This is a genomic window from uncultured Amphritea sp. (genome assembly GCF_937127095.1).
Lineage (GTDB): Bacteria > Pseudomonadota > Gammaproteobacteria > Pseudomonadales > Balneatricaceae > Amphritea.
This window is the reverse complement of the sequence record NZ_CAKZLP010000066.1, coordinates 82,926-103,620: the sequence shown is the minus strand read 5'-3', so window position 1 is coordinate 103,620 and position 20,695 is coordinate 82,926. Positions and strand designations below refer to the sequence as shown.

General features: G+C 48.9%; 18 protein-coding genes. 9 read left to right on the top strand and 9 right to left on the bottom strand.

The window, feature by feature from the left end; genetic code table 11:
• Positions 1-52: 52 nt before the first annotated feature.
• Complete coding sequence (locus tag Q0499_RS16865; protein ID WP_299201661.1) at positions 53-1,483, top strand: M48 family metalloprotease; 1,431 nt, start codon at positions 53-55, stop codon at positions 1,481-1,483.
• Positions 1,484-1,582: 99 nt separating this feature from the next.
• Entirely contained in the window at positions 1,583-2,194 is a 612-nt protein-coding gene (locus Q0499_RS16860; RefSeq protein WP_299201658.1) for a CBS domain-containing protein, read from the top strand.
• A gap of 108 nt (positions 2,195-2,302) precedes the next feature.
• On the opposite strand, the gene Q0499_RS16855 is transcribed toward Q0499_RS16860, so the two are convergent.
• Entirely contained in the window at positions 2,303-3,931 is a 1,629-nt protein-coding gene (locus Q0499_RS16855; protein ID WP_299201655.1) for an acyl-CoA synthetase, read from the bottom strand.
• Between the two features lie 224 nt (positions 3,932-4,155).
• Between Q0499_RS16855 and Q0499_RS16850 the strand changes: the two genes are divergently transcribed.
• Together Q0499_RS16850 and Q0499_RS16845 are read left to right on the top strand one after the other, a co-directional pair.
• Entirely contained in the window at positions 4,156-5,670 is a 1,515-nt protein-coding gene (locus tag Q0499_RS16850; protein WP_299201652.1) for an ATP-binding protein, read from the top strand.
• A 12-nt stretch (positions 5,671-5,682) separates the two neighbouring features.
• Complete coding sequence (locus Q0499_RS16845; protein ID WP_299201649.1) at positions 5,683-6,291, top strand: response regulator; 609 nt, start codon at positions 5,683-5,685, stop codon at positions 6,289-6,291.
• Between the two features lie 16 nt (positions 6,292-6,307).
• On the opposite strand, the gene Q0499_RS16840 is transcribed toward Q0499_RS16845, so the two are convergent.
• Complete coding sequence (locus Q0499_RS16840; protein ID WP_299201646.1) at positions 6,308-7,387, bottom strand: diguanylate cyclase; 1,080 nt, start codon at positions 7,385-7,387, stop codon at positions 6,308-6,310.
• Positions 7,388-7,733: 346 nt separating this feature from the next.
• Here Q0499_RS16840 and Q0499_RS16835 point away from each other — a divergent pair, with 346 nt between their 5' ends.
• From Q0499_RS16835 to Q0499_RS16825, 3 genes are all read left to right on the top strand, one after another.
• The gene (locus tag Q0499_RS16835; RefSeq protein ID WP_299201643.1) at positions 7,734-7,922 is read left to right on the top strand and encodes a DUF6435 family protein; all 189 of its coding nucleotides are present in this window, start codon (positions 7,734-7,736) and stop codon (positions 7,920-7,922) included.
• A 526-nt stretch (positions 7,923-8,448) separates the two neighbouring features.
• Positions 8,449-9,309: a glycosyltransferase family A protein gene (locus tag Q0499_RS16830; protein WP_299201640.1), complete on the top strand. Its 861-nt coding sequence runs from the start codon at positions 8,449-8,451 to the stop codon at positions 9,307-9,309.
• The gene (locus Q0499_RS16825; RefSeq protein WP_299201637.1) at positions 9,281-12,310 is read left to right on the top strand and encodes a glycosyltransferase; all 3,030 of its coding nucleotides are present in this window, start codon (positions 9,281-9,283) and stop codon (positions 12,308-12,310) included. Before Q0499_RS16830 ends, Q0499_RS16825 begins: the two co-directional genes overlap by 29 nt.
• Here Q0499_RS16825 and Q0499_RS16820 read toward each other — a convergent pair.
• The gene (locus Q0499_RS16820; RefSeq protein ID WP_299201634.1) at positions 12,243-13,064 is read right to left on the bottom strand and encodes a hypothetical protein; all 822 of its coding nucleotides are present in this window, start codon (positions 13,062-13,064) and stop codon (positions 12,243-12,245) included. The two genes, Q0499_RS16825 and Q0499_RS16820, sit on opposite strands and share 68 nt — an antisense overlap.
• A gap of 15 nt (positions 13,065-13,079) precedes the next feature.
• Between Q0499_RS16820 and Q0499_RS16815 the strand changes: the two genes are divergently transcribed.
• The gene (locus Q0499_RS16815) at positions 13,080-14,021 is read left to right on the top strand and encodes a radical SAM protein (protein ID WP_299201632.1); all 942 of its coding nucleotides are present in this window, start codon (positions 13,080-13,082) and stop codon (positions 14,019-14,021) included.
• Here the strand turns inward: Q0499_RS16815 and Q0499_RS16810 are convergent.
• The 6 genes from Q0499_RS16810 to Q0499_RS16785 form a co-directional block, all read right to left on the bottom strand.
• Positions 13,992-14,795 carry an alpha/beta hydrolase gene (locus Q0499_RS16810; protein ID WP_299201629.1) on the bottom strand — a complete coding sequence of 268 codons (804 nt, stop codon included), beginning with the start codon at positions 14,793-14,795 and terminating at the stop codon, positions 13,992-13,994. The genes Q0499_RS16815 and Q0499_RS16810 overlap by 30 nt on opposite strands.
• Before the next feature lie 2 nt (positions 14,796-14,797).
• Positions 14,798-15,217, bottom strand: a complete 420-nt coding sequence (locus Q0499_RS16805) for a PaaI family thioesterase (protein ID WP_299201627.1) — start codon at positions 15,215-15,217, stop codon at positions 14,798-14,800.
• Between the two features lie 30 nt (positions 15,218-15,247).
• Positions 15,248-15,715, bottom strand: a complete 468-nt coding sequence (locus Q0499_RS16800) for a PaaI family thioesterase (protein ID WP_299201624.1) — start codon at positions 15,713-15,715, stop codon at positions 15,248-15,250.
• Between the two features lie 2 nt (positions 15,716-15,717).
• The gene (locus Q0499_RS16795) at positions 15,718-17,376 is read right to left on the bottom strand and encodes an AMP-binding protein (protein WP_299201621.1); all 1,659 of its coding nucleotides are present in this window, start codon (positions 17,374-17,376) and stop codon (positions 15,718-15,720) included.
• A 156-nt stretch (positions 17,377-17,532) separates the two neighbouring features.
• Positions 17,533-18,672: a CaiB/BaiF CoA-transferase family protein gene (locus tag Q0499_RS16790; RefSeq protein WP_299201617.1), complete on the bottom strand. Its 1,140-nt coding sequence runs from the start codon at positions 18,670-18,672 to the stop codon at positions 17,533-17,535.
• A gap of 9 nt (positions 18,673-18,681) precedes the next feature.
• Entirely contained in the window at positions 18,682-19,839 is a 1,158-nt protein-coding gene (locus tag Q0499_RS16785; RefSeq protein ID WP_299201614.1) for an acyl-CoA dehydrogenase family protein, read from the bottom strand.
• Between the two features lie 272 nt (positions 19,840-20,111).
• Between Q0499_RS16785 and Q0499_RS16780 the strand changes: the two genes are divergently transcribed.
• Positions 20,112-20,621: a DUF523 domain-containing protein gene (locus Q0499_RS16780; protein ID WP_299201611.1), complete on the top strand. Its 510-nt coding sequence runs from the start codon at positions 20,112-20,114 to the stop codon at positions 20,619-20,621.
• The last annotated feature ends 74 nt before the right edge of the window (positions 20,622-20,695 follow it).

Genomic DNA, 20,695 nt, shown 5'->3' with positions numbered 1-20,695 from the left:
TTGCGCTTAACTGTTTTTGTTACTGCAGTAACTCAGTATAAGGATTAACAATTTGCGAACCGGACTTTCATGTTATCTGCTAGGCAGTATTCTGGCGCTCAGTCCTGTCCCCATAACACAGGCAGATGAGCTGCCGGTCATCGCCAACAGCTCGGCGACTATATCACTGGAACAAGAGTTCCAGCTGGGGCGAACCTGGGCCCGCTTGCTACGCGGAAGTGTCCCGGAGTATGGTGACCCACTTACCGTTAATTACATCGACAGCCTGCTCTGGCAGATTGCGGCCAACAGTCAACTGCAGGATCACCGCCTCGAACTAATCGTCCTCGACAGCCCGGTTCTCAATGCCTTTGCTGTACCTGGCGGCGTCGTTGGTATTAATGCCGGCCTGCTGCTAGGTGCTAAAGATGAGGAGGAACTTGCCTCCGTTATTGCCCACGAACTGGCGCACCTCTCCCAGCGTCACTACGCGCAACAGCTGGAAGAGAGCCGCCGCAACACCCCATTAATGCTGGCGGGTATTCTCGCCAGCATTCTGGTCGCCACGGCCGACGCTCAGGCGGGTATGGCAGGCATCACCTCATCAATGGCGGCCGGGCAACAAGCAGGAATAAATTTCACCCGCCGCAATGAACAGGAAGCCGACCGCATCGGCATGCTCAATCTGGTCAGCTCCGGCTTTGACCCCTATGCGATGCCGCGCATGTTCTCCCGGATTCAGCGTTCCAGTCGCTTCCTCGGCCAGAAACCACCGGAATTTCTCCTGACACATCCAGTCACCGAATCCCGTATTGCTGATGCAGAAAACCGTGCCAGCCAACTATCTAAACCCGCGTTTAAACCCCAGCGTTATGATTTTCAGTTGATTCAAAAACGTATTGAAGTCCATTATGCCAGCGATATTAAACAACTGATCAAAACCTACCAGGAAAGCGCTGACAGCAACCCATTAAGTCGCTATGGCCTGGCGCTGGCACTGATACAGAACCGCGAATATAAACAGGCCAAAAGCGCACTTGAGGGCCTGCCTGACTATCTGCAACAGCATCTGTATATCCGCCTCAGCTATGCCGAACAGGAACTAGCGGCCGGAGAACCTGGAAACGCCGGACAACGACTGGAGCTGCTTAACCAGATCTACCCGGACAGCTACCCGGTACAACAGCTTTACGCGAAAGCGCTCAGAGCGAATAATCAGTTCAAAAAATCCGCGCGGGTTCTCACTGATCTAAGCCAGCAATACCCTGCCAATAGCTATATCTGGTATGAACTGGCTGAGACACAGGGACTTGCCGGAAACACCCTGGGGGTTCACGAAGCCCGTATCGAATACTTCCTGCTCATTGGCGCAACTGATAAAGCCCTGCGACAGATAGACTTCGCCATGCGCGAAAAAGATCTCACCAATAGTGATATAGCCAGACTTGAAGAGCGTAAACGCGAAGCTGAAGCGATAAGAGATCAGATTAAGAATTCGTTATAACCTGACAATAGCTGATCTGAAATACGCCAGAGATCGTAATGTTAAAGCCTGACCTTACGCGGTTCTTTATGATTACTGACTGGCGGTGGAGGTATAAACATGTTCTCAATATACGGGCCTGACGGACGTGCATTTCACGACACGCTGGAGGCACTCTATCGCACCAGACCCAAAGCACAAAGCCACAGCGAAGCGGAACAACAACAGAGTCCCCAAACGCCGCAACCGCCTCAAAGCATCAACCAGAACGCCGTGGCTGCTTACCGGGAGCTTATCCATGCGCAACCAAAAGACGAACTACACCATCTCTATGAAGTGATGAGCCGATCGTTCACCAATCTGCCTGAAGAGATTTCAGCTTATAGTGCTCTGCTGAAAATACATGAGAGCCCGTTTAACGAATTACCGGTCGTTAATAGTCAAAACTGTATTATCGGGATGATCTCCTATAGATCTATTTTCGAACAACTCAGACAAGAGAGTGAGGAGCTGGGATTGCTGAAAATAACCGCAGCAAAGCAGTATATTGCCAACGATGTTATCACCGCTGAACCGGTTACCAGTATCCGCCGCGCCGCGCAGGTCATGCACCACTACAATCTTGAAACGCTTCCCGTCGTGGACAGCTATGGCGCCACCGTCGGCATCATAACCTGTAAAAATATTGTGTCAGCGGTGTCGAATGAGCCGCCACTGAGCATCTGGAGCTGAGCATCTCCCGTATATAAAACCACTTAAAAAAGAGACCCGGAGGTCTCTTTTTATGATTGTTGCTGATTTATTATCGTTGCGGACAAACACAACCCTAAGGTTGCAGATTTAAGAGTTAGCCTTGTCCCGCAGCACAAATTTCTGAATTTTTCCGGTGGAGGTTTTCGGCAAAGGGCCAAAAACAACTTTCTTCGGCGCTTTAAAATTCGCCATATTCTCCCGACAAAAGTCGATAATCTCCTGTTCAGTAACCTCAGCGCCATCTTTCAGACTGACAAAGGCACAGGGCACCTCGCCCCACTTTTCATCATCCCTTGCAACAACCGCCGCTTCCATAACACTGCTGTTGCGATACAGAACATCTTCCACTTCAATCGATGAGATGTTCTCGCCGCCGGAGATAATGATATCTTTGGAGCGGTCTTTAATTTCAATATAACCGTCCGGATGCCATACCGCCAGATCGCCTGAATGGAACCAGCCACCGGAAAAGCTCTCTTCGGTGGTGGTCGGGTTTTTCAAATACCCTTTCATCACCAGATTACCGCGCATAAAGATCTCACCCATGGTCAGACCATCCTGAGGGACCGGCACCAGAGTACTCGGATCAGCAACCATCAGACCATCCAGCATCGGTGCGCGCACACCCTGACGGGATTTAAGACGGGCAATCTCTTCATCAGAGCGATCGTTCCACTCCTGATGCCACTCACATACCACCGACGGACCATAGGTCTCTGTCAGCCCATACACATGAGTGACACCAAAACCCATTTTCTCCATTCCCTGAATCACTGCAGCTGGTGGCGCTGCACCCGCGGTCATCACTTTCACCTTGTGACTGATGCCCTGCTTCATCTCATCCGGTGCGTTGTTGAGCATATTCAGTACAATCGGTGCACCGCAGAAATGGTTCACCTTCTCCTGCTTAATCGCTCCGTAGATATCCTCAGCACGGACATGACGCAGACAAACACTGACACCCGCTGATGCAGCAAGACTCCAGGGAAAGCACCAGCCATTGCAGTGGAACATCGGCAGTGTCCAGAGGTAAACCGGATGCTGCCCCATATTCCAACAGACAATATTACTCATCGCATTCAGATACGCTCCACGATGGTGGTAAACAACCCCTTTTGGATTACCGGTTGTACCGGAGGTGTAGTTCAGACTGATCGCGTTCCACTCGTCATCCGGCATCTGCCAGTCAAACGCAGCATCACCCGTAGCGATAAATGCTTCATAATCACAACTACCGATCAGTTCACCTCCTGCGTAATAGGGGTCATCAATATCGATAACCAACGGTTTATGGACGATCATTTTCAGGGCCTTGCCGATCACTTCAGAAAACTCCCGGTCGACAATCACGACTTTCGCCTCACCATGTTGCAGAATAAAAGCAAGCGCTTCGGCGTCTAAACGGACATTCAGCGCATTCAACACCGCACCACACATCGGCACGCCGAAATGGGCCTCAAACAGCTCTGGCAGGTTCGGCGCCATAACAGCAACCGTATCGCCCTCGCCGATCCCTTTCTGACTCAGAGCACTGGCAAGCTGACGGCAGCGATTGTAGGTTTCAGACCAGGTTCTCCGGGTTTGCTGATGCACTACCGCCGTGTGATTTGGAAATACCCAGGCTGATCGTTCAATGAAGCTTAAAGGACTCATCGCACAGAAGTTCGCGCTGTTTTTATCCAGTCCAAACTGATAGGGATTAGAGTGTGTTGACATAGTAGTTAGCCCTGAATATCGCTGCCACTGAATTAAATCCGCGGACACAGCGTTATTATTTTAATAAATGGTTGTTAAAAACTCACAGCTAAGTGTTTACCCTTATTGCATCAACTATAATACGTAATTACCCTGACGAAACAAGTTAGCCTTAAGTCAAAACCAGACAGGGCTACGTACTAAACAACAGATTTTAAGGGTTTTTCCCTGATCAGCGAGCATCAATGAGTATAGAACAAGATCTGAAAGCGATCAGTGAAATGGATGAGGGAGAACGCTCCCGCTTTCTGGTGGAACAATCCACCGACATGATCTCCCGCCATACCCCGACAACTGAATGGACCTTTCTGGATGTCAGCCCGGCGGTAGAACGGATGCTGGGCTACACCGTCGAAGAGATGATCGGCACGGCGGGCTATGATCTGTTTCATCCGGAAGATGCCGACAATCTGATCAAACGCTCCGATTCTGTTCGTTATCGCAAAGGGATGTACACCAACGTATATCGCTACAAACATAAAAACGGCCACTATATCTGGCTGGAAACCACCAGTCGCACCCTGAGAAATACTGAAGGAAAACCGATTGAGGTGGTCTGTGTTTCCCGCGATGTGACCGAACAGACACTGGCACAGCAGGCTACCCGTCGTCTGGCACGAGTGGTTGAAGCCTCATCCGATATGATTATGTTCTGCAATCATAAAACCATGCAGCTAACCTATATGAACGAGGCCACTTACATCACTCTGGGCACTGAGAAAGAAAACCCGATGGTTTTCTATCTGGAACAGATGTTTGAACCCAGAGTATTTGCCTCACTGGTTCAGGATGCCCTCAGCCATGCAGCGGCCCACGGCACCTGGTATGGCAGTATAAAGATGCAACTACCCTCGGGACGTGACCGCACCGCTGAGATCCGGGAGGTGATCGCCCACCGCAACCTCAACGATGATATGCAGGTCGAGTATTACTCGATCATTGGCCGGGATATCACCCTGCGCCGTAAAGCGGAAGAGGAGATGAAGCGTAATCAGCTGGAGATGGCCCATATCGCCCGCCTGCTCTCCGTGGGAGAGATGGCGTCGGGCCTCGCCCATGAGATCAATCAGCCGCTGGCGGCGATTCTTAATTACTGCCGCGGGTCGATGCGCCGTATTGAAGAGGGACGCATTACCTCCATTGAGGAGATCAGTAAATCGATGGAACTGATCACCCGGCAGGCAAAACGGGCCGCTGAAATTGTTAAACGGATGCGCAGCTTCGTCAAAAAAACCGAGTATCAGCGAATGGAGTTCTCCCTCAATGAGAGCTGTCAGGAGATCGCTGAATTTCTCAAACAGGAAGCCCTGGACCACAACACCACATTCGAGTTTGAGCTAGAGCCCGGGGATCTGCCAATCGTAGCGGACAAGATCCAGATTGAGCAGGTGCTGGTCAACCTGATTCGCAACGCGATTGAGGCCTATAACGACTGTGAAGCGACTCACCGTCCCGTTATGATCAGCACCCGCAAAGTAAAAGATTGCATCTATATCTCAGTCGCTGACCATGCCAAAGGCATCACCACTGAAATATTAGATAAGCTGTTTGAACCGTTCTTCACCTCGAAGTCCACCGGACTGGGGATGGGATTATCGATCTCCCGCACCATTATCGAGACCCACGGGGGACAGTTATGGGCAGAAAGCGACGGCAAAACCGGCACCCAGTTTTATATTAAAATTCCAGCAAAAGGCTAGGACCTGACAACCATGACCAGATACAGCGGCACCGTTTTTATTGTGGATGACGATGATGATTTTCGTGATTCCATGCAATGGCTATTAGAAAGCGACGACCTGCCCGTTCAGAGTTTTGCCTCTGCCCGGGAGTTTCTGAATAACTACAAGGGCGACAAAGGCTGCCTGCTACTGGATGTGCGAATGCCCGAAATCAACGGTCTGGCACTGCAGCAAATTATGCTGGAACGGGATATCCGCCTGCCTATCATCGTCCTCAGTGGTCATGGAGATATTCCCATGGCTGTTACCGCGATGAAAAACGGCGCGATCGACTTTCTGGAAAAACCCTTCGATGATGAAGTGCTGATCCCGCTGGTGCAGAACGCACTGAAAAAAGCCGATGAGATGTTCGCTGACCGTCAGCTTGAAGAACAGGTACGCAAACTATACGAAACCCTCAGCCGACGGGAACGGGAAGTGATGGCTCTGGTGGTTAGCGGCAAGGCCAACCGGGAGATAGCCGAAGAGTTAGGTATCAGTCCGAAAACCGTCGAAGTACACCGTTCACGGGTGATGAGCAAGATGCGTGCAGAAAGCCTTCCCGATCTGGTAAACCAAGCCGCTCAGCTGGAAGGCTGAGCAGTTGTGACGAGCGTCAGACTGAATCGCTGTCCTCCAGCTGTATACAATTACGTCCGGCAAATTTAGCGCGATAGAGTGCGTCATCGGCCATGCGCACCAGCTCCAGAGGCTGCTGTTTCATTGATGGAAGCACACTCGCCACGCCCAGACTTACGGAGACAATCCTGTGAGACGACTTAGCGTGAGGGATCGCTAACGATAAAACCATCTCCTTAATCTGCTTTGCCACCTCCACTGCAGTCTGTTTATCCGTGTTAGGTAAAAGGATGACAAACTCCTCCCCGCCATAACGTGCAACTAATTCACCAACGCGACGTGCTGACTGAGACAGTCCCTGCGCCAGCTGCTGCAAGCACGCATCACCAGCAATATGTCCATACAGGTCATTAAATTTTTTAAAATGATCGATATCCAGCATTATAACCGCCAAGGGTAAGCGGCTGCGCTGGCATCGATTCCACTCCTGGCTAAGCACATAATCAAAATGACGGCGGTTACTAATATTCGTCAAGCCATCGGTATTACTTTGTATTTGCAGTAGCCTGTTGGCTTCAGCCAGCTCTTGAGTCCGAACATTAATGATCTGCTCCAGTTCGAGGTTGCGCTCTTCCATGGCTGACATCGGATAAATTTCGTTGCCACTCGCCAATCCAAACGGAATGGATATTCCGCTATGAACTATTTTCCAGGCATCCTGCTCCTGACGGAAAATCAGCACCAGCCGGGCAACTTTATTCGATAGAACCTGTTCAAAAGACGGCAGGTGAATATGGAAAAACGCGGTAGCGACAACAACATCGTCGGCCAGGTCTTGCAGTGACAAGTCCAGCATCTCAATACCAATTCGCTCAGGGACTTGTGCGAAGTCTTGCCGTGTAATGCGCACCCACTCTGCTTTATCGGTGATAAGAAGATCACTACTCCCTGCGTAACCACTAAAATTATCGCTAAAACGTGAGGTTAACCGATCATCACGGGAAGCATACATCTCGATGTATTCTTCAAATAACTGACAGATCAGGTGGTGACGATCAGGGCACATAGAGCCAACGCCATCACGCGCATGTGCGACTATCTCATTAAATTTATTCATAGGATAAACTCACCCAATAACGCGACAGGCCTGCCGTAGATTTACCTGACATATCGACCTCACCTACCAAATACTGACCCGATATGAAAACCACCTGTTTAGCTTTACCTGATATCTAAAGTTTACCCCGCATGCGGTAAAATACTATCTTATTTGTCACTAACCTGACCTGTAACATAAGGCCTCTGAATTTCACTTCCAGGTTAACGCAGTCATACATAACCAAAGCGTCACGACGAATCGCCCGTACTCAAACGGACTATATTTTCACTCAATTAAAAAGATTAAAAACTAAAACAGATTCATATGCGTATAGGACTGAAGACACACTTAAACAGAGCTTTATATGTTCTCAATATTTAAGAAAAACCCTACCAAGAAGTTAAACAAACTTTACCTGGATACGCTTCAACAGGCTATGCAAGCGCAGCGTAACGGGGATATTGCTACCTACTCTGCCCTGACCGCTGAAGCCGAGACTATCAGAGCAGAAATTCTGGCGTTAGAGGGACCGTCTATGGAGAATAACTTTTAAAAGCTAGAGGTCGTAGAGAACACTGAGAGGCAAGCCGAAGACGATTGTTCGCAGGTAAACAAAAAAAGAGCGTGCGTCTTGTATTTTGCAGTTGAGCGGCCGTTCTGCAAAACGCAAGACCTGACCCCTTGATCCCAGTTGAGCGGCCGTTCTGCAAAACGCAAGACCTGACCCCTTGATCCGAATCGCATCGGCCCAGGTGGCAGGCATCACCTATCGCCTTGAGCCACTCCGTGACCGGTAGCTGACTGGTGATCAGGCTCGAACAGTTTCCATGTCGATCCTCCATGCTCTCCAACTGATTGTTACGCGTCCCAGGGTTAGCTTCTCCAACCCAGTCATCCAGTACGTCTATATGCAATGAAAACTGATTAAGGTAGTCTTTGATAAATTCTAGTTCTAGGCATAAACCATTCTTAATTTGGTGAGTGAATTGCCACAAGTTTGATAGACGGTATAAACAGATGTACTGCTCATGCTCTAATTTCGTTAACTCTTCAGAATACAGACTCACAATCAAAATCAGATGAAACCGACAAGAACCAAGGACGCGGCTCTTACTATTGTTGCTTTAATCGCAACATTGCCGGAAAGAGAGGTACTTCTTCATCGCGCAGTGACATCAGTCTGTGCGCAAAAATTATTTCCTAGTAACTTAGTCATTGTCGTTGATAGCGATACAAGTACTTCAAGCTTCATTCCCAATCTCCCTACCTCTGAGATACCAATCCATATCATTGAGAATAAGATTTCATCAGGGGCAGCATCCAGCTGGAATAAAGGTATTCGGTTTATACAGGAGCACTGGCCTGATTGTTATATCGCGATTCTTGACGATGATGATACTTGGGATTGCAATCATATCTCTTTATGCAGCGCACATGCCTATGAGCACGACTGGCCTGATGTAGTTTTATCTGGTCTTCGCCTCATAATCGACGGCCATGAGCAGAACCGTGAGCCAATTTGTAGAGTCTGCGTGGATGATTTTTTAATTGGGAATCCAGGTTGGCAAGGCTCCAACACTTTTATTCGCCTTTCAGCACTTGTAAGTTCTGGCTGTTTTACAGACAACTTAGCCAGTTGCAATGACCGGGACCTGGCCATTCGAGTACTTAATCTAAAAAATGTAAAAGTCGCCTTCACTGAATCTCATACATCAAACTGGATTCTAGATACTAAGCAGCGATCACTATCAACTAAGTTAAGCGAGAGTAAGCTAGATGGGCTCGGCCATTTTTATCACTTACATAAACATCTGATGACAGATGACGTTAAACTTAAATTTTTTCTAAGAGCCTATTCACTATTTGGATGGTGCAAAAAGGATATTCAACAACGTGCAAAGGAATGGAAGCATGCATACACCAGCCCCACGGACAATTGATACTGTTTTGTCTTCTCGCTTCTATCAGCTTCGATCACCATTAAGCAATGAAGCCCTGAATGCTTCTATTATTATAGGTATCTGCGTCAGGAACCAAGGGAAACATTTAGTATCAGCACTCAGTTCCGCAATGGAGCAAACCGCCATTCAGCAGGGAGATGCTGCTATCGTTATATTAGATGACGACTCATCTGATGATTGGATTTCCGATATAGAAGACTGGCTGAATGACCCCCGTGTAATCATTATTCATGCACTCTGTGGTACAGCTGCAAGAGCAAGAAATGCTCTACTAGACTGGGTTGATTCTGAATTACCTGCTGCATCTTGGATCGCACGATTAGACGCAGATGATAAATTTGCCGCTCAAAACTCCGTATCAACAATGGTCCAAGCCGGTGTGGGTGATGACGCACTATACGTTCTCGGGAGTAACCACCTGGAAAAAGGTGGACAGTTACTCGCATGGAGCAATATTGCCGACCCGGATGTATTACAAGACAAAAATAGATTACTTAACTTTATCGATGCTTTCTGTCTTAAAGGAGCCGAGCAAGAACTGCCCTCATGCAATCTTGTGCTTCACACAAATAGCGGGATACGCTATCCAGATGTTAAAAGCGCCGAAGACCATTGGCTAGTTGCAGAGCTGTTGATGTTACAGCCAGAACGAGGAACCGTACAACCTTACCCAATATATTCAATATACTCTCTTGATGGTGAAGTTAGTGAACAGAACAGACGTTCCGCTCAATGGTCACAACAACGAAAAAAATTGGCTACGGCAACTAAACATTGGCACGAAGCCTTACACCAGGAAGGAACCTTGCTCGGGGTCGGCCAAGAAGGTGTCGTATGGAGAGATGAGCATTCGGTTTACAAAAGCTTTTACCCTCATGCAATGAATGACACCGATGTGAAACGACTCCAGGCAATCACATCCCAAGCCCTAGGACCAATCCCTGATGCCGATTGGAAGGAAAAAGAAAATGGTACCTGGTCTTGCCAGTACCCATGGTTTGAAAGTGAACCAATACCGACTTTTCTTTCGGCTGAAATTGCGAGGCAATTCCTCAAGTGCTTACACTCTAGTGGCTATGTAACTAGTAATATTAAGCGCGCAAACCTGAGACTAGTTGATGGCGAACTTATATACATCGATATTGGCAAGGACATCGCTCCATTATCACCATCACGCTTTCTAGACGCTTCAGCGCGGCTTTACAGCATTACTGTACTCGGCCAATCGGACTATGAATTAGCCCGAAGAAAAACGACCATGCGTTTGCATGAGTCCCTGGAAAAACTGGAGGGTTTCTCTACTTTTTACCGAGAATTGATCGAAGAGATTTTTCCTCATTGCCTCAAAGTAGATGGAACACCTATACAAGCACCCAGAACAGAGAGTGATGTAACACTGCTTATTAAAAGCTGTCCCCAGGACTCTGACCTGCTGTACGATCAAGTACAGCATATTGTTAGTCATTTATCCTATCCGGCATCCTTTAATCAGACTGTTATTCTTATCGACACATATAACGGCCCATTTCTTCGCCAATACGCCAAGGGAGATCTTGATAAAGTGAGGTCATTAGCCCAGCTCTTATTATCTGAAGGGGTTCTGGACGAAGTCTGGGAAGCACCAACAGCCGAAAACGAGATCCGTAACACGTATCTGAAATGGTTTGGAAACAGCGATATTTGCTCTAGTCACACCAGTATCTGTGCCCCATTGTTTCCCCAATTATGGGCTTTTGATCAGATAAAAACATCTCATGTACTGCAATGTGACTCAGATGTTTTAATCGGCCGCCACGACTTTCAGCATAACTACTTGAAAGAGATGCGTGAAGCGTTAATGAGAAAAGGCGTTGTATCTGTAGGTTTCAACATTCCTCAACTACAAACAAACTTCAAGCCATATCAAGGTGAAGCGGGTCAGTTCCCACCTGAAATAAGATGTGGATTACTGCACCTTCCACGCCTACGAAGCCTATGTCCTCTTCCCAATACTATCGACAAAGATAAATATAAACTGATGTGGCATCGGAGTGTACAGAGTACGAATTCAGAAAACGGTTTGTCCGTTCGCGGTGGTGATCATCGCACTTTTTACCTTCACCCAATGAATACTGATAAAGACAACCCTGATTTCCCAATATGGCGTGACCTGATTAGCCAAGGACGAGAGCCATTAGCTCAAAAGGGGAAGTGGGATTTATTGGCAGAAACGGATTGGGGTTATCCGACACGTAATGAAGTATTGATCTTTTTACTTAAAGGCCGTGATACCAGTATCGGAAAGCTACGTCGCTGCTTTCATTCTTTAAGCATGCAGAACAATCAACAGTTTGGTTTGATAGTCATTGATGACGGAAGCCCTCTTTCTAACAATTGGCATCTGCCGTTATTACTGGGCACATTAAAAGAGCGCACTACTCTGATACGTCGCACAAAAAGGCATGGACACATACAAAACTTTCATACTGCTGTAAGGGATATCTGCACAAATCCAGAAACCATGATTGTAACCCTGGATCTAGACGACGCTTTAATGTCTCAAGAGATTGCATCAAAATTACATGAATCTATTAATTCAGGCGCAGACCTGATTAATGGGGGAATGTTTCGCCCAGACAAACCACTACACCTTTACACTCCAAACTTCCAGAATCCACGTGAAGTAGGTGGTGGCAACGTTTGGGCACACCTAAGAGGTTTTCGCAAAAAGCTATTTGATCAATTACCTTCCCAATATCTCAAATACAATGAAAATTGGGTAGAAAGCGCTACTGACTACGCACTTATGCTGCCATTAGCAGAAATGGCTGAATGCCCAACTTTTATCGATGAAGTGTTCTGCTACTACCATCAGCGATCTCCGTACTCCAGCGAATACAAAGCCAATCAGCGAGACATCCTCAACAGCTTATTTAGTTTGCCAAAGGCAGATTACTCAGATATTGCTGAACCTGCATTAGACGTAGCTGAAGATCATTGATGACAGAAGATAGATTATTGCGATACAGCCACCAGTTCGGAGTCGCCCGTTTGTATCTGGAAAGAAAAAAGAAACACTCAAGCTCTCGCAACTTTTGGTCATCTGCCGATAACAGCCAAGAGGCTAAGGGCAATTCTGAAAGCCTGTTTAACTCATCTGTATTTCCTGATTCCGGCTGGCCTTCACTCGAGGTAAACCATTGCAACAGTTCAGATGCCGGATCACCGCAGCCACTTTCATTTTCTGCGTTATTTTCTAACGGAAAATGCAATTGTGGCCAGTACAGACTATCCGCTGCATTTTGCCACAACTGCAATGCTAAACGACGCTCACCTAACCAATTATGGAAGGCTGCTGGTAGTGGCTTACGCTGTGACATTTCTGGCTGCCTCATTAGACTAGGGCAAAGTGTCATTCGGTATATACACAATGGCATTTTCATTCCTGATAACACTCTTAAACTGACCAACCCGGTGGAAGGTACACAATTTAGCTCTGCTTTTAATTCCATAGCTGTTAGGAGAAGCTGGGCTTGGAACTGCCTACACCACTTACGCGAAAAGTGCTCACTACTTACCAGGAACTGCAAATCAGGCCCCAACCTTCCTGCCGTTTTGCTATTCATAACCCGTATCTCATTAGGCTCTGCCAAGGTGTTATTTACTGCGTTAAATGTTACACGCGGCCATTTACCAACATCCATTGGTAAGTCACCCGGTCCATTACCTATAACCAGCAATTTTTCTTGATCCATAGGCTATCTGTACAAATGAAAAAGTATGATTCGTCCCAAAGCTATAAATACCATCAGGACTATCCTCGTCGTTTTATAGGTATCGTTCGTCTTGGGTTTGCTTTAAAAAGTGTATGGCGTTGGCTTCGAGTCCAACGTCCATTGACCCGGTTACTTGGCTATCAATACAAACCGGCAACCACACTAATAGAAATCGATTTAACTTATCTCTGCAACCTCAGATGCAATAACTGTAACCGTTCTAGTGCGCAAGCCCCCGAGGCATCACACATTAGCCTCAGCAAAATTAGCCAATTTGTTAATGAATCCATCGAGAGTAAAAGGCATTGGGAGCGGATTCGCCTCTTGGGCGGTGAGCCTACGTTACATCCAGATTTCTTGAGTATATTGGATGAAATGGAGCGTTATATCGCATACAGCCCCTCAACCTTAGTTGAGGTAGTAAGCAATGGTCATGGCAAAAAAGTAAACCGCATGCTTGATCAAGTCCCAACATCAATCAGCATTGAGAACTCAGAAAAGAACAATAACATTCAGCCCTCTTTCGGACCTTTTAATCAGGCTCCTCAGGATAGTCATTGGTATCGATTTGCAGACTATCGAAATGCTTGTTCTATAGCCACCTCATGCGGGATTGGACTCACGCCACAGGGCTATTACCCATGCGCAGTTGCCGGAGGTATAGACCGGGTATTGGGGAATAAAAGTGGTCGAATAAATCTGCCATCTACTGATGACGAAATGCGTGATCTAATGGTTGAAACTTGTGCACTGTGCGGTCGCTTTCACGATGGTCACTATGTACCACCAAAACTTCGTCCACCATTGTATGAGCAAAAAATTTCAGTTTCCTGGAGACGGATTTATCACACATGGCAACAACGTAAATCAAGCTCCATTAATATTAAAAATATCGATCAAAACACCTCATATACCCAACGACTCAAGAAACCCTGACATTGCATCGAGGGTTATCTGTTGTGCCTGCAAATGAGGCACATGGCCACAGTTTGGCAGAAACAGCGCTTCGGCGCTCGCCCCTATACCGCTGACAATATCGTCGACCTGTGCCCTTTCACCATACTGATCATCCTCTCCCTGGATAATCAGCGCCGGGCAGCGGATATCGTTTAAATAACCGCTCAGATCCAGCGGCTGAAAGCGTTCCCGCAGCCAGGTTTCATGCCAGGCGCGAAACAGCAGATCGGTGCGCTCACCATGATAACGTTCTAACTTTTTCGGCAAATCGGTAGCGTTGTACAGCTCAACCGCTTCGACAATCCCTGCAGTCGTTAGCGAATCAATGCGGATATGAGCCGCTTCGGTGATAATGGCTACCACCCTATCCTGCAGACAAGCCGCACCAATCAGTGCAATGGACCCGCCGTCGCTGTGTCCCACCAGCACAATCTGATCGAGCCCTGCGGCATCCAGCACCGGTTTCAGCCAGTCCCGTCCCTCCTGTTCCAGATAGTCATCCGGACGCGGCAGGGTTATTGAAGATGAACGGCCATAGCCGCGGCGCTCATAGACAAACAGATCCAAACAGGTGTTATTTGCGAGTTGCTGCGGAAAATCCTTCCACATATCGATATGGCCGAGGGCCTCATGCAGTAACACCAGCGTGGGTCTGTCCCAGCCTTCGTTATGTTTATGCCGACCATGCAGAGCAAAGATCTCGGTTCCATCGTGAAGCGTCAGCAGCCGCTCCTGCCACTCGATCAGATCCACGGTTAACGCTCCGCAGGAATGGAATAGGTCAGCGTGGTATGGGCCACCAACTCTTCACAACCTTCAGAGCGAATCCACACTTCACCCACCGCCAGTCGCTTGCCCACTTTCATCAGATTACAGCGGGCAACAAGATCCCGGCCGGCCTCAGGTTTACTCATGAAGTTGATATTCAGGTTGGTCGTTACAGCCAGTGCCACCGGACCGATCTGCCCCAGCAGTGCCGCATACATACAGACATCTGCCAGAGCCATCATTGATGGTCCGGAGACGGTACCGCCGGGACGCAGATGTTCATCATCCACCGGCAGTTTCATCTCGGCCCAGCTATCCCCCAAACCGATCAGCACGCCAAATTTTTCACCCTGAGGAAAATGCTCAGCCAGAAAGCCGCTCATCTGTTCTATTGTCATCACCGGCATAGAAAAAACTCCGCCTTATCGTTGTCATTATTATTGTTTGCGACTATCGACCACCGCCAGCGTCACCGTCGCTTTAGATACCAACTCGGCGGTATCGCCGCTGACACAGTAGACCTCAGCTTCGGCAATGATCAGGTTTGCACCAGGCTTCAACACCCAGGCCCGGCAACTCAGTTGTTCACCCTTTGCTGCCCGCAGCAGATTAACCTTAAACTCAGCCGTGAGAATAATCTGACCCTCGGCTATCAGGGTTGCTGCCGCAGTGCCGGCTGAATGATCCGCCAGCGTTGCCTGCACACCCGCATGCACATAACCATCCTGCTGCAGATGTTTCTCTTGCAATATCAACCCGGTTTCGCAGCGGCCAGCCTCAAAGCTGACCAGCTGAAATCCTAGATCCCGGACAAACGGGGCCTGGTAAAAAACCCGTTCAACTTCGGCCGCGAAGTCCGGGTTGCGAACCCGGTACTCCGCTGGCAAAGCATTTAGCTGAACCACCCTTACGCCATCCCATCGGCTTCATCTTTCGCCCGGTTGCGAAGAATAAACCGCTGAATTTTACCACTCGGGGTTTTTGGCAACTCCGCCATAAACTCGATCTCACGGGGGAACGCATGGGTCGACAGACGACTGCGCACATGACTCTTCAGCTCTGCAGCCAGTTCTTCGCTGGGATCATACTGTGATTTCAGCACCACATAGGCTTTGATGATCGCACCCCGTTCCGGATCTGGCTTACCGATAACACCACTTTCCGCAACCGCCTGATGCTCCAGCAACGTGCTTTCAACATCCGATGGCCCGACACGATATCCGGCGGTGGTGATAATATCGTCATCCCGGCCATTGAAAGAGTAACTGCCATCACCGTGGCTGATCACCACGTCACCGGTGAGATAGTATTTTCCCCGGAACGGGTTTTTCTCGCCCCAGGTATAACCCGGAAAGAAGAACAGCGGGGATTTTTCCATATCCACCGCTAATTCACCAATCTGCCCTTCGCCCAGCTCATTCAGATCATTATCCAACGCAACAACACGGTGGCCAGGCATTGAGAAGCCCATCGAACCGACCCGCACAATGCGCTGTTCAAGGTCATGATGGTTGCACGCGGTCATACCGGTTTCAGTCTGACCATAATGATCCATAACCGGGCAGCCTAAACGACGCTCAACCCAACCGATCACCTCGGGATTAAGTGGTTCACCGGCGCTGCTCGCCAGTCGCAAATCGAAGCTATCAGCCTTGTCGAGCAAACCATCATTGGCCATCAGTAAACGATACGCGGTTGGCGCAGCAGCCAGATTAGTGATTTTGTACTTGCGCAACATCGCGTACGTTGTTTCAGGGGTGAAGGCGTTCTCATTAAAATGGGTGGTATTACCCAGTAGCAGCGGCCCGACTACCGCGTAATACAAACCATATGCCCAACCCGGATCGGCAACGTTCCAGTAACGATCTTCGGGGTGTAGCCCGATGGCATAACGCATGTAAACATAGAACGACAACAACGCCCGCGCAGGCACGGCGACCCCTTTCGCTTTACCCACGGTACCTGAGGTAAACATCTGCAGAAACGGATCATCGGCGCCGATTCTAACCGGCTCAAAGTTTGAATCCTGAGCGCTTAACTCAGTCTCAAAATCATCTAAAGCGGCATACTTAGCATCGGCATTGTCCCGATTAAACAACAGAATTGGCGGGCAGCCATTGACCGTATCCAGTTTGGAGATGTTATCCGGATCGGTGACCACCAGTTTCGTCTCAGCCTGGGTAACCCGGTACTCGATAGCTCCACCACCAAACGCTGTAAACAGTGGTTGGTACACGGCACCGGCACGCAATACGCCTAATACCACCACCAGCAGCTCCGGCGTTCTTGGCATCAGACAGGCCACCCGGTCACCCTTACCGATACCACGGGCGCTGAGCATATTGGCGAATTGAGCCGCTTTGCGTTGCAGTTCAGCGAAGGTGTGGCTGGAAGCGGGTCTGCTGACGCCCTCGTAATTGAGCGCCACACGGGTTTCGTCTTTAGCCCAACGATCGCATATCTCTTCACAGACATTGAACCCCTGTTTCAGGTCACCAAGCAGCTGTTCCTCAATCATGGACGGAGTAAAGGAATCGTAAAATTCCTGATAGTTAGCAATAGTCATTATTTGCCTCGTTATTATGTTTATTAAGGCCTTGCCGCAGGAAGGCGTGATTATCTTCTCCCGGCAAGTTCATCCCTTTTAGTTGTACTTACTTAATTTAAGCTTTTTGAATTCGATCTTTTTAATCTGAATTTTCAAGCATAATGCTTCAGCTTTTTAATCAAACAGACCCGACAATCTGAGCTTGTCAATCTCGCTGGCGCTATAGCCTAATCCTTCCATAACCTGCCACCCCTGTTCACCACAGCGGGGCGCCGGGCGGATCGCTTGCTTTTCAAACCCCAGTGCAGAACCGACCTGCCGCTCACCACTCTCTCGAGTTACGATTAGTTTACGGGCGCTAAACTGCGGGTGTTCGGCGGCTTCTGAAACGGTTAATACCGGCTCAACACAGATATCCAGTCCATCCAGTTGTTCACACCAGTGATCCAGATCCTGATGGATAAATTTTTGCTGTAGCAACGTCTTAAACTGCCGGTCTTCCAGGGGCGGACTATCCTGGATATTCAACGCCTGCGCCAGACGCTGACGAAACTGAGGTTCCAGACTTCCTACGGAAATAAACCGATCATCAGCAGTGCGGTAGTAATCATAAAATCCAGCGCCGTTGAGGAAGTTACCTTCCGGTTCGGGGTCACCACCACCATTAAGCGCACCCGGTGTCATCAACGCCTGCAGCGCCAGAGTGTTATCCGCCATCGAAATATCCAGATAACAACCCTCGCCACTGCTATGCCTGCCAATAACCGCAGCCAGAATGGCCATCACCGCAGGGTGAGAGCCCGCCGCCACATCGGCTACCTGCATTCCCATCGGGGCAGGCCCGGCGGACTTTCGCCCCATATGACTGGCAGCGCCGGACAGCGCCAGATAATTTAGATCATGCCCTGCCCGGTCACGGTAGGGACCGGACTGCCCATACCCGGTAACAGAGCAGTAGATCAGTTGCGGATTGGATTGTTTCAGGGTTTCATAATCCAACCCTAAGCGAGCCATGACACCGGGACGGAACTGCTCAATCAGAATATCGTATTCAAGCACCAACTGGCGGATCAGTCCTGCAGCTTCAGGGTGCTTAAGGTTTAGTGCCAGTGATTGTTTGCCCCGATTCAAATAACTGAAAGCCGCAGACTGACCATCAATCTGCGGTTTCATATTACGCACCAGGTCATGCCGCGAGGCAGACTCAACCCGCAACACCTCAGCCCCCAGATCAGCCAGCAACATAGTCGCATAGGGGCCGGGTAACAGGGTTGAAAGATCAAGCACTTTCAGGCCTTTCAATGGCGCTTTCACAATAAGACCTCAGCCTGCTGCATTGAGTATTTCACGGGCGATGATCAGTCGCTGGACCTCGCTGGTACCTTCATAGATAGAGGTAATCCTGACATCGCGGGTCATCCGCTCGAGGGGGTATTCCTGCATATAGCCGTAACCACCCAGTAGTTGCAGAGCGGTATAACAGGCCTGATTGGCTTTTTCGCTGGCGAACAGTTTTGCCATCGACGCTTCTTTAGCAAAACTCAGCCCACGCTGTTTACGGTCTGCAGCACTCATGAGCAACAGACGAGCGGCTTCAAGCTCAGTCATACGGTCGGCAATCATCCACTGCAAGCCCTGGAAATCAGCAATGGGCTTGCCAAACTGCTGACGCTCTTTGGTATAGCCAATCGCATAATCCATAGCAGCCAGCCCCACGCCAAGCGCCAGAGAACCGATACCAATACGTCCGCCTGCCAGTTCCGCAACAGCAATTCGGAAACCATCATTTAGCTTACCCAGAATGGCGCTATCCGGCACTTCACACTGATCAAAATGCACCTCGTTGGTGGCCGAACCATGCTGCCCCATCTTCTTTTCGGCGGGACCGACAGTGATACCGTCAGCATCGGCAGGCACCAGAAAACAGGTGATCCCTCTGCCTTTTTTAGCCTCAGGATCGGTCACCGCCCACACCACAAAGACTCCGGCAAACTCCGCACTGGTAATCCACTGTTTAGTACCGCTAATAGCCCAGCCGTTATCTGTCTTCACCGCTTTAGTGCGCATCGATGCAGGATCCGAACCGGCGCCGGCTTCAGTCAGACAAAAGCTTCCGCTGAGATACTCACCACTACAAATTTTTGGCAGGTATTGCTGTTTCTGCGCTTCACTACCCACCACCTGAATCACCTCAGCTACCATATTGGTCACTGACATGGTCACGGCGGTGGAGGCACAGGCTCTGGCGATCTCGGTGATAGCCAGGCTAAAAGCCACCGCACCGGCTTCAGTGCCACCGTATTCCGCATCGATGTTCAATCCCATGAATCCCAGCTCGGCAAGCTGACGGCAATGATGGGTAAGAATGGTTTTATCTTTGGTTTGATCCAGCTGCTCTGCAACAGGGGCCAGTTCACTTTCCGCAAAACGACGGGCAGTGTCCTGTATCATCTGTTGCTCTTCGGTAAGACTCAGATACATCGGGAATTCCTGGTTTTTATTATCAGTTCCCTATCGCGCTATTGATTCACAATGCAAACATAGGGGTATTCCCCTAAGTATATACCCCAAAACCCCTTAATTCGTAAACAGTAAATTGAAAATTTTTCGCTTTTAGGTAGTACGAGCAACGGATTCAAACTGCCCTGGATCATACAAATGTCACCTTTAAGCATTAGTTTAATGGTACAGCCCTGTTTTGCTGTTAGAATTCGCACCGTCAAACACTGTCACACATATGCACAAGCTGAATTATGAATAAAAAAAATAAAATACTGATCAGTGCATGTCTGTTAGGTTGTAAAGTCCGTTACGACGGCAAAGACAATCTGATAGATAGCAATTTCATCCACCGCTTGCAGCAGCAAGGACGCCTTGTATCTGTCTGTCCTGAGCAGGAAGGCGGGCTCCCTACCCCGCGGCATCCCGCAGAGATTCAGGATAAATTCCCACTGCGAATCACCGACATTAACGGTGAAGACGTTACGCCACAGTTTCTCTCCGGCGCTGAAAAAACCCTCGAGATTGCACAGCGTGAAGGCTGTTGCTGTGCCCTGCTGAAGTCCCGCAGCCCCTCCTGTGGTAACCTCGAAATTTATGATGGCAATTTCACCGGCTCCATCAAGGCAGGCTCTGGTGCAACCGCTGATGAGCTTATGCGAAACGGATTTCCGGTATACAATGAACGACAGCTCGATCAGCTGATCGAATTTATTGAGTTACTGGACGGTTGCGAACCAAACTATGGTCGCCGCGCCAGTTAGCTGTACCGCCGTATTTAGTAAAATATGCATAGCGATGTCTCTATAGCGAAGAGACAACAGATACAGGAGACCCG